Below are 11126 nucleotides of genomic sequence, written 5' to 3' on the forward strand. Positions count from 1 at the left end.
ATTTTTTTGTTTATTTGATTATAGATTTTTCAATTTTTTTCTAAAATGCCTATAAATCAGCTTTATTAGTTGTTTTGGACCTGATGCGTGAAAATTTTTATTTCCGGTTTAATTTGAAATTTAAAGATAAGATAATAGCTGTTGTTTTTGAATTTTTTTTGTTAAATGTAATCTTATCCGGCATCAAATGCAAAAGGCAAAATCTTCGCGACTCCAAGTATAAGGAAAAAAAATGGATTCGACTCCGTTTCTTAATTTAACACAGTGTTTACGTTGGGTTGTTTTTAGCGCCATGTCAAGTTTTTCATTCACCTGCGGCGCTTAGGTGATCTCAATTGGCACACGCTTTAAAATTGGTTTATTGTTTGAAATGCGCGGTTTTTGCCCTTTTTTAAGGTCAATAATGTTCACTAATAGAAAAATGCCCTGAAATTTCCTATTTTTTGCTGGATCCACGTTTTGTTTGCTCCAAGTTCCCTGATCGTCAGCAATTAACCGTCCCGGAAGCTATTATTAAATAGCTTCGGAGCCATAGAATTATCGCGCTTAGTTGCCTGTGGTAAAATATTTGTTAAACATGGGTAATACAATTTAACCATTGTTTAATAAAAAACACAACTATGAAAAAAGCATCAAAACTATTAGCATTGGCATTTACTGCCACTGCTTTACTCCTTACCAGTAGTGTTAAGGGCCAAACAACACCAGCTAACGCATGGCGCTTAGGTATTGGCATCGAAGGTGGAATTCCGACAGGAAATCTTAAAGATTTTTCTAAATTCGATCTGGGCGGAACGGCCCGTTTGCAATACGGATTAAGTAAAGACGTTGCGCTTACCCTTACTTCTGGCTATTATAATTTTTTTGCAAGGGGCTCATCTGCAACCATCGATGGTATTACTTACACCGCAAAACCAAATGATTTAGGTGTTGTACCGGTGAAAGCTGGTATTAAAGCATTTTTAGCAGGAGGCATGTACGTTGGCGCAGAGGCCGGCGCCGGGTTTGAAACCGCCTACGCTAAAAATACTAAACTTATACTATCGCCGGGGTTGGGGTATGCTACCAAAAATTTGGATGTTGGTGTTCGGTATGAGAACTTCTCAGGATCAGGTGATAGCTATGGCCTCGTTGGTTTGCGCGTTGCCTATGGTTTCGGCTTGTAATTTTATTTAAGAGGCAGGCATAAAAAAGCCGCGAAAATTCTATTCGCGGCTTTTTTTTTGTGGCTTTGTTGTAAGCCTATATTCTCTTTGAGCAAATTAAAAACTACACTAATTTGCCTAATGCAACTTTTAATCTGTTCATCGCTTCGATCAGCTTTTCCTCGGCAGCGGCATAGGAAATACGGATGCATTTGGTATCCCCGAATGAATCGCCGCCAACAGTAGCTACATGTGCTTCTTCCAGCAGGTATATGCTCAGTTCATCGGCATCATTAATTACTTTTCCGTTATAGCTTTTACCAAAGAATGAAGTAACATCCGGGAAGAAATAAAATGCACCTTCAGGCAGATTTACTTTTATGCCTTCAATATTTTTTAACAGGCCGTAAACCAGGTCGCGGCGTTTCTTGAATTCCCCGCGCATTTGTAGAACGGAATCTAATCCACCCTCCAACGCAGCAACACCCGCCTTTTGGGTAATAGAACAGGTGCCGGAAGTAACCTGGCCCTGCATTTTATCGCAGGCGTTTGCAATTTCTTTGTTTGATGCGGTGTAGCCGATACGCCAGCCCGTCATCGCAAATGCTTTTGAAAAGCCATTAATGATGATCACCCGGTCCTTAATTGCATCAAACTGGGCTATAGACTCATGCTTGTCTACAAAATTGATGTGCTCATATATCTCGTCCGACAGGATGTAAACCTGAGGGTGTTTTTCAAATACTTTGGCCAGGCCCTCTAACTCACTTTTACTGTAAACACTGCCGGTAGGGTTACAAGGCGATGAAAACATAAACAGCTTGGTTTTTGGGGTAATAGCTGCCTCTAATTGGGCTGGTGTTATTTTAAAATCCTGTTCAACGGGCGCTTCAATAAATATACTCACACCTTCAGCCAATTTAACTACTTCGGAGTAGGATACCCAATAAGGAGTGGGGATGATCACCTCTTCGCCCGGGTTAACCAAACACAGCACCGCATTGGCAATTGCCTGTTTGGCGCCGGTTGATACCACGATCTGGCTAAAATCATAATCCAGGTTGTTTTCAGTTTTTAATTTATTGGCGATTGCTTTCCTGAGGTCAGGATAACCTGATACGGGGGTGTAATAGGTGAAATTCTTATCCATAGCCAGCTTGGCTGCTTCCTTAATGTGTTCAGGGGTATGAAAATCAGGTTCACCGAAACTAAGGCTTATTACGTCAACGCCTTTTGCGGCCAGCTCGCGGCCAAGTTTGGCCATTTTGATCGTTGCCGACTCAGACAGGTTATTTATCCTGTTACTTAATGCACTCATTTTATGTTTATTTTATTGCGGCCCAAATATAGAAAAGTCTGGGCGGAGGTTGAGGTGTTAATAGTAAATTTTGATTTTTTTAGCATTTTATTAACAAACCAGTTGCTGTATTTCGTAATGGCTTAAAATTAAGCGCTTTTTATAGGTGATTTTATGAATTTGGAAATATTGGGAGGCCTGTTTTGGTTGCAGATAATGTATTATATATTATATGAAACAGGTTAAGTTGTTTAATCAACCATATGCCATACAGTAGCTTTGTCAGGTAACTTAATGCCTTTATCTATCAATAAGGAACAGCACCGATCTCTTTTTCATTCGCATGTAATAACTGACATAGTTAGGAACTTGCCTGTATTTTTCAGGAAACTATTTCTAAATTTGGCCGAAATTTCATCATTTTGAAACAACAAAAGCGGATCATTTTTATTGCCCTAATTACAAGTGGCCTCCTCATGGTGGCAAAATTCGGAGCATACTTTTTAACAGAATCCAATTTTGTACTTACTGATGCGGCTGAAAGTATTGTAAATGTACTGGCTAGTTCATTTGCCTTTTTCAGCATCTATCTTGCTGCCCAACCCAGGGACGAAAATCATCCCTATGGCCACGGAAAAGTGGAATATTTTTCGGTTTTCGTTGAAGGTTTTTTGATAGGTATCGCGGCACTCACTATCATCATTAAATCGGTATATGGTTTAATATATCCAAATCAAATTCACGACCTTATCACAGGCGCTGCAATTATTGGTGCAACAGGCATCGTAAACGGCGGCCTGGGCTGGTATATGATCCGCAAGGGAAAATCGCTGCCATCTGTTACCATTGATGCTGATGGAAGGCACCTGTTAACTGATATGGTTACCAGTATTGGCCTGGTTGCCGGTTTATTGCTCATCCATTTTACCAATATTTTATGGCTGGATAGCGCATTGTCTATCGTTGTAGGATTATATATTTTATATAATGCTTACCAACTGGTGCGAAAATCAGTGGCTGTATTAATGGATGAAGCTGACTTTACAGTGGTAAAGGAAGTAATAGAGGTTTTGAATGATAATAGAAATGTATCGTGGATAGATATCCATAATTTCAGGGCACAAAAATATGGTAATGAGCTGCATATTGACTGCCATTTAACTTTACCCAACTATTTTGATTTGAATGAAGTTCATGAACAGGTTAAGTCGATAGATACGATCACCAATTCAGAAGTAACAAAAACAGAATGGTTTATTCATACCGATCCGTGTCTGCCGGAGTGTTGCTATTATTGTAATATGCCTGCATGCCCTATCAGATCGGAACCCAAGACGACAGACATCGCCTGGACATTGGACAAAATTATCCGTAACAGAAAACACTTTGAATAATGTATCCTTTTAATGTACGTGTTTATGGCCTGCTGGTCAATGATCGCAACGAGGTACTGATCAGTGATGAACAGGAATATGGCATGCGATTTACTAAATTCCCCGGCGGCGGTCTTGAAGCCGGCGAAGGTTTGATTGATGGCCTGAAACGTGAGTTTTTAGAGGAATGTAATGCAGCAATAGAAGTGATAAGTCATTTTTATACCACTGATTTTTATGTAAAATCGGCTTTTAATGATTCGCAGGTGATCAGCGTTTATTACAGCGTTAAGAACCGGGAGAAACTGAACCTGAATTTTAAAAACCTGGTTTTTGATTTTGACGGTGAGGGTGAAGTTTTGCAATCCTTCAGGTGGGTAAAACTAACCAACCTGGCTAACGAAGATTTTCTTTTCCCAACAGACCGGCATGTAGCTAAACTTTTAACAGGTAACATATGAGTTTGACAGACAGGGATTTAAAAGTAATATGGCACCCTTATACGCAAATGAAAACGGCAAAGCCACCCATCCCGATTGTTAGGGGCGAAGGGGCTTTATTGTTTGATGAGAATGGCAAAAAATATATTGATGCGGTTTCTTCCTGGTGGGTAAATATCCACGGGCACGCACATCCCTATATCGCCAAAAAAGTATCGGAACAATTACATAAACTGGAGCATGTGATATTTGCCGGCTTCACCCATGAGGGCGCTGTCGAACTGGCCGAACGCCTGCTGCAAATATTACCGGCAAACCAGCAAAAGGTATTTTATTCAGATAACGGCTCAACAGCGGTTGAGGTCGCCATAAAAATGTGCCTCCAATATTGGCATAATAAGGGTGAAAACCGGGCCAAGATCATCGCATTTAAAAATGCCTACCATGGCGACACGTTTGGCGCTATGGCGGTTAGCGGCCGCAGTGCTTTTACTGCAGCATTTGATCAGTTATTGTTTGAGGTTGAGTTTATTGACCTGCCCGATAAAAGCAATGTAGATCGTCTGAAATCGCAAATTTCAGACCTGAAAACTGCCACAGCCTGTTTCATATTTGAACCCCTGGTACAGGGTGCCGGTGGTATGCTGATGTACGAAGCGGAGTATTTAAATGAGCTGATGGCACATTGCCGCAAAGAAGGGATATTGATGATCGCCGACGAGGTATTTACAGGCTTTGGGCGCACCGGGAATTATTTTGCCAGTAACCACGTGCAGGAGCAACCTGACATTATGTGTTTTTCGAAAGGAATAACTGGCGGCACTATGGCCCTGGGGCTTACCACCTGCACCCAAGCCATATATGATGCTTTTCTATCGGACGATAAGTTGAAAACCCTGTTCCACGGTCATTCTTTTACCGCTAATCCGGTGGCAATTGCTGCTGCCCTGGCAAGTTTAGACCTATTTTTGGAGCCTTCAACTATTGCAAACATCAAAAGGATAGAAGAAAAGCACAGGGCCTTCGGAGAACGAATAAATATCCATCCGAAAGTAAAGACCACACGCCAAACAGGCACAATTTTCGCGATGGAGTGGGAGACAGGTAGTAATACCTCTTACTTTAACTCCCTGCGCGATGTTTTGTATCAATACTTTTTAGATGCAGGCATTATCTTAAGGCCCCTTGGCAATACGATCTATATTTTACCTCCGTATTGCATTACTGATGACGAACTGAACTACATTTACGCCAAAATTGAGCAAGCATTAGAAGAAATATGATTGCACCGATTTTTATAAACGATTACATTGATTGAATTATACCATCAATAAATAATCGGTGTAATCATACCTTGATCGGTGAAATCACAAAAAATAATATGGAATTAAGCGAACTATTACCTTTAATAATATCAGATAACCAATTGCATGCCAGGTGGTTAAATACGCTATCATTGATGGAGAATACCGGCGCCCGTAAGATCTCAGCCAGTGAGGACATGGAAACGGTTACCTACATTATTTTAAAACATGCCGCTGAAGAACACCGCCACGCCTTCTACCTGAAAAAACAAATTGAAAAAACAGGCATCGATAATTGCAAAACCTATGCGGTCCAATATTTATTAGCGCCTGCTTATAGCCGCTACTATTTAAATCAGCTGGATATTGATGTTTGCAGGTATTTGAAAAAGGATCTTGGTTTGACCGGCATAGAACTCAGGTTTGCGGCGTATTTATTGGTAACCTATGCAATTGAAGTAAGGGCCGATGAATTATACCCGGTTTATCAGCAAGCGTTGGATAATGCAGGCAGCAAAGTAAACGTAAAGTCGATAATTTTAGAAGAAGAAGGGCATTTGGAAGAAATGATCAATCAGCTTAAATCTTTTTCGCCAGATTGGGAAATACATGCTGCAAATGCAGTGGAGTTTGAAAGTTCACTATTTAGCAAATGGGTAATTGCCGTTAGTGCAGAGTTGCCTGAGATAAAATTGATTAAGTGAGCAGTTGTTTAACTTAGGCAACCACCCACTTAATCAACCAATAAATTAATTACCTCCGCTCATTGCTTTAAGGTCATCCATGGTGATCTTATCATAATCAGCTGAGAAACCAAAAGTTCCGGCAGGTGCTTTTTCGTCGGTAATTGAGGTAACGGTGATGACAGATGCCTGTCCCCTGTTGAATGAGGTGTACTGAATGGGAACGCCGCCCGCTCCGGCATACAGGTCGGACATTGTACTTGCAGGAAGCGTAATGTCATTAGTTACCCAAACGTCGTAGGTTTTATTATCTTTTGCATCCGTAGCGATTACTTTTTTACAGTTGAAACCCGAGATTTGTTTTGTTTCGCTAGTAAGCGCAAATGTGAATTTCGGTAACGCATTTTTTGCCTGTTCAATTTCATCAGGTGTAGAAATTGCTGCTTTTTTTACAGAAAATGAAGGCACGTCTACCACAACTACGAAATATGTTTTTGCAGCGTTGCTTAGTATTTTAATGGCTGCCGGGCCGGCCTGAAATGATAGCGCCAATGAGTCAGGGCTGAAATATGCCTTCATGGGCGTTGGCTGGCCCATCATGTCGCCACTCATGGTGATTAATCCTTGAGTATAAGCTTTTTGTGCATTGGCACTAATAGTAGTTGCAGTAAGCGCGATGCCCAGTGCAACAATAAAAAGTTTCATCTTCATAAATTCAGATTTGTTAGATACAATTTTGTTTTTGCTAGTTTAAGTACAAATTTTAGTATTTTTTTTAACTTCTAATTAGATGCTGAGATGATATAATTGTTACGCTTTAAAATTTTATAGTTAACACTTTCTGTATTAAGCTGTTTTGCCCATTGATCTATTTTTGCGTCGGAATTGGAGCCATCGATAATCAGCGTAGCATATTCGAAATCACGATTAATGCTATTAAGTGCGTTATCTGGGTTGCCCGTAATGTAAATATAGTTGGTTTTTATTTTTTGCCGAAAATCATTTGAATAAAATTTTTTATCCGGTATAAATACCGTCGTATTCAGGAACTGCACCAGGCCATGCTTTTTCCTGATCCAGTGGGTATTGATGTCCTGGCCCAAATTATACAGCTTTACATCATTTATCTGGCAGCTATCTAAATAGGGCTTAACAGAATACAGGTAGGTTTTATCGGTACTTTTCAAATCGGTTAATACCACTGCTTTATTGCCATTTTTAAACACAATTCCCTGGTGCTTTTTAAGGTTTAACCAAACCAATTCTTTTGAATCGGATTGCTGGATACTTTTTACACTAAAACTAATGCACAACATCAGCGTGCAGATCATGCTGAATTTAAGCAGCCAAAGTTTTCTGTCATAAATAAAATAAAACAGGCTGATCATCATGGCATATAGTAATAAGTATTCAGGTACAGTCAGCCAGATCTTATTAATAGCCGAATAAGGGACATTTTCTATATAAGCCAGCCCCTTGTTCATTATAATGATTGTTTTTTCCAGCATAAAGGCTATAGATGCTGATACAAACGGGATCTTCGGCAGTAATAAAAAAAGTATCCCGCCGTACATCACCAACGCCGCTGGTATTGCCACAAAAAGGTTGCTGACCAAAAAATAAACCGGGAACTGGTGAAAATACAAAGCACTGACCGGAAAAATAACCACCTGCGCGGCGATGGAAACTGAACAAAGTGCCCATACTTTATCAACCCATTTATTTTTAAACTTTAGCCATTTATAAACTACGGGTTGCAGCACAATTAACCCGGATACCGCTATAAAGGATAGTCGAAACCCCGCCTCTGTAATGTAGAACGGATCATAAATCAATAATGAAAAAGCCGAAACAGCCAGCAGGTTTAACGTGTTGATATACCGCCGGGCTAATTTACCGATCACAACCAGGCTTACCATCACGTCAACCCGGCAAATCGCTAACGAAAAGCCGGTGAGCAGCGCATAATACCAGATGACTGCAAGGATAATAGCTGCCCGAATCACCTTTCCAAACTTATATGGGTTTAAAAATTGAAGGATAAAGGATAGCAGCAGGTACAGGATGGCCACCTGCGAACCTGAAACGGTAAGCACATATACGGTTCCTGTGTTTTTATAAGCCTGCAAAATATCCTCGCTTAAATTGGCCTTGTAACCTAATATTAAGGTAGATGCTACGGCAATGGCGCCGGTATCCCGCATATTAAGTTTTATCTTCTCCACCAGGTGCTGCCTCAATCTTAATGAATTCTCGATCAGCGGGTTGCCTGTATTGGCTGCTATTACTTTGTATTGTTTTGGAAATAGAAATGCCTGGTAAAAAATATTTTTATAGGCCATGTACTTTTTATAATTAAACTCCGCCGGGTTAAAAGGTGGTTCGATAGGTTTGTATTTTGCGGGGATCAGCACCTCGTCGCCGTAATAAAGGTTACTGGCCGCACTGTCTTTGATGGTAACCAGCAAACTTCCGCTTGTTTGTGTGTGTATTCCATCGTTTTCGGTTGCTTCTACTTTGGCGGTAAAGCGCAGCAGCCCGTTTTTTAATACAGGTTCATTATTGATCTTTATAAAAAGATATTGAGCTGTGTTTTTTGAAAAATGACCTTTAGCGTCGGTCTCGCTGTTTTTAAGAACAATGATGCAGCCAAATAAAAACAGAACGATGGTAATTAGCGAACCGCCCAACCAGCGGTATTTATATAATTTTAGCCTGGTATAATTAAGGTTGAGAAGGATAAACGCGACGCAGAAAAAAGCAAAAATGATTACTAACCAATAGGTATATACACCTGCAAACAGGCTGAGTCCCGCAATAATGCCCAATAAAAAAGGCAGCAGGAGGGCAACGACAGGAATTTCGCCTTTGTGATTTGCGATCATGGAGTATTCTGTTTGTCATTGCGGGGCACGAAGCAATCGCGAACTATGTCTTTAGGTAAAGTAGGTTGGAAATGCAATGTTCGCGATTGCCGCGCTACACTCGCAATGACATGTTTTTTTTAAAGATAGGTTTTTCCCGGAAATTACAATTGTTCGCTAACTTCGATGAGAAATTTTTTAAGGTTTTCAAGAGAGGTGATCACCTTTATATTGTCCTTACTGGTGGCCATGTTATTTTTAAGATATTCCTTAGCGCCATTCAGTGTATATCCCTTTTCCCTGATCAGGTGAAATATAAGTTTCAGGTTCTCCAGGTCTTCGGGGGTAAAGTAACGGTTACCTTTTTTATTCTTTTTCGGCTGAAGGATATCAAATTCCTTTTCGTAAAATCTTATGAGTGATTGGTTTACATCAAACAGGATGGCCACTTCACCCATGGTGTAGTACATCTTACTGATTTCCCGTTCTTTATATGGCATATGCAAAGTTAAACTTTGATTTCGGAATTCGGAATTTCGATTTCGGAATTTTTAAAAATAGGTAATAAATGCTTCTATTTTGACCTCGCAATTCAAGTAATTTCTAGATAATCTTAATTTGTTTAAACTATTAAATCCGACATCGAAAATCCGGCATCCGAAATCCACGAACAAATGGCCCTTTTTTGATCCCGCAATTCAAATTATTTCTAAATAATAAAAGTTTATTCAACTATTAAATCCGAAATCGAAAATTCGACTTCCGAAATCCTTCAAAACTCTATCTTTGCACCTTATGACAGCTTCAGAGATACGCCAGGCTTTTTTGGATTTTTTTGCTTCGAAGGGACATGTGATTGTTCCATCGGCACCTATTGTTATTAAGAACGACCCCACATTGATGTTCACCAATGCGGGGATGAACCAGTTTAAATCGCTATTTTTAGGGGAAGAAACGCCGAAATACCCACGCGTGGCGGATACCCAGCGCTGTTTACGCGTTTCGGGCAAACATAACGATTTGGAGGAAGTTGGTATCGATACCTATCACCATACCATGTTCGAGATGCTGGGCAACTGGAGCTTTGGCGATTACTTTAAAAAAGAAGCCATTGCCTGGAGTTGGGAACTACTGACTGATGTTTATAAAATTGATAAAGACCGCCTGTACGTAACCTATTTTGAGGGTGACGAAAAAGAAGGCCTTGAAAAAGATCTGGAAACCTACAACCTGTGGAAACAATATGTTGATGAAAGCCATATCCTTCCGGGTAATAAGAAAGATAATTTTTGGGAAATGGGCGAAACCGGCCCCTGCGGCCCTTGCTCCGAAGTTCATTACGATAACCGCCCGGACAGTGAACGTGCTAAAGTAAGCGGCGCTACGCTGGTTAATGCCGACCACGACCAGGTGATCGAGATCTGGAATAACGTATTCATGCAGTTTAATCGCCTCAGGGATGGTTCGCTGCAGCCATTACCAGCCAAACATGTGGATACTGGCATGGGCTTTGAAAGGCTGGTGAGGGTATTGCAGGGAAAAACCTCCAATTATGATACTGATGTGTTTCAACCGCTGATCCAGTTTATTGCGGAGAAAAGCGGCAAAGCCTATAAAAGCGAAGCCAAACCTGGCGCCGATGGCTGGAATGAAGCCGTTGCTATGCGCGATGCTCTTGAAGAATACGAAGGCGAAGAATATCCAAGAATAGAAGTATCTAAATCAAGCATATGGCATGTCAACCAAGAATTTGTTAAATCAAGTGAAGGTATGGAATTGAGGGAAGTTAAAAAACAAATTGCTGACTTCGGTATTAAAGTACTAAGACGCGAATTGGATATTGAAACAGAAGATGAATATCTTGTATTAGAGTTCTTTAATGGTACAAATAGTAAAGAAGTAGCGATTAGTCAAGGTGATATAACAAATAATATTTCTTTTAGGAATAACCATTGTAACGCGTTCTTTAATTTCTTCGGTACCACCGATGATTTATTACGATTGAATTCTAAATTTATCC

General features: G+C 40.3%; 10 protein-coding genes. 6 read left to right on the plus strand and 4 right to left on the minus strand.

The genetic code is table 11. The annotated features are described in order from the left end of the window. The first annotated feature begins 620 nt into the window (after positions 1-620). Positions 621-1166, plus strand: coding sequence for a hypothetical protein (locus QZY09_RS05150; RefSeq protein WP_295669074.1), 546 nt, complete (start codon positions 621-623; stop codon positions 1164-1166). Between the two features lie 103 nt (positions 1167-1269). Here QZY09_RS05150 and QZY09_RS05155 read toward each other — a convergent pair whose 3' ends face one another. Continuing rightward, positions 1270-2463, minus strand: coding sequence for a pyridoxal phosphate-dependent aminotransferase (locus QZY09_RS05155; protein WP_295669079.1), 1194 nt, complete (start codon positions 2461-2463; stop codon positions 1270-1272). A 401-nt stretch (positions 2464-2864) separates the two neighbouring features. On the opposite strand from QZY09_RS05155, the gene QZY09_RS05160 reads away from it, so the two are divergent. The 4 genes from QZY09_RS05160 to QZY09_RS05175 all read left to right on the plus strand — a co-directional run bounded on the left by QZY09_RS05160 (position 2865) and on the right by QZY09_RS05175 (position 6263). Further along, positions 2865-3836 (plus strand): cation diffusion facilitator family transporter, encoded by a 972-nt coding sequence (locus QZY09_RS05160; RefSeq protein WP_295669082.1) that lies wholly within the window; start codon positions 2865-2867, stop codon positions 3834-3836. After that, the gene (locus tag QZY09_RS05165) at positions 3836-4276 is read left to right on the plus strand and encodes an NUDIX domain-containing protein (protein WP_295669085.1); all 441 of its coding nucleotides are present in this window, start codon (positions 3836-3838) and stop codon (positions 4274-4276) included. The genes QZY09_RS05160 and QZY09_RS05165 overlap by 1 nt, the downstream gene beginning before the upstream one ends. Next, positions 4273-5538, plus strand: a complete 1266-nt coding sequence (gene bioA / locus QZY09_RS05170) for an adenosylmethionine--8-amino-7-oxononanoate transaminase (protein WP_295669088.1) — start codon at positions 4273-4275, stop codon at positions 5536-5538. The genes QZY09_RS05165 and bioA overlap by 4 nt, the downstream gene beginning before the upstream one ends. A gap of 98 nt (positions 5539-5636) precedes the next feature. Next, the gene (locus QZY09_RS05175) at positions 5637-6263 is read left to right on the plus strand and encodes a hypothetical protein (protein ID WP_295669091.1); all 627 of its coding nucleotides are present in this window, start codon (positions 5637-5639) and stop codon (positions 6261-6263) included. Between the two features lie 45 nt (positions 6264-6308). Here the strand turns inward: QZY09_RS05175 and QZY09_RS05180 are convergent, their stop codons facing one another. From QZY09_RS05180 to QZY09_RS05190, 3 genes are all read right to left on the minus strand, one after another. Further along, entirely contained in the window at positions 6309-6953 is a 645-nt protein-coding gene (locus QZY09_RS05180) for a DUF4412 domain-containing protein (protein ID WP_295669094.1), read from the minus strand. Positions 6954-7024: 71 nt separating this feature from the next. Then, positions 7025-9127: a ComEC/Rec2 family competence protein gene (locus QZY09_RS05185; protein WP_295669096.1), complete on the minus strand. Its 2103-nt coding sequence runs from the start codon at positions 9125-9127 to the stop codon at positions 7025-7027. 143 nt (positions 9128-9270) lie between these two features. Continuing rightward, a complete protein-coding gene (locus QZY09_RS05190) occupies positions 9271-9606 on the minus strand; it encodes a MerR family transcriptional regulator (protein ID WP_096352399.1) in 336 nt (111 codons plus the stop codon). Positions 9607-9901: 295 nt separating this feature from the next. Between QZY09_RS05190 and QZY09_RS05195 the strand changes: the two genes are divergently transcribed. After that, a partial coding sequence (locus QZY09_RS05195; protein ID WP_295669101.1) for an alanine--tRNA ligase-related protein occupies positions 9902-11126 on the plus strand: 1225 nt, incomplete at its 3' end.

Source organism: uncultured Mucilaginibacter sp., from assembly GCF_903913935.1.
Taxonomy (GTDB): Bacteria; Bacteroidota; Bacteroidia; order Sphingobacteriales; family Sphingobacteriaceae; genus Mucilaginibacter.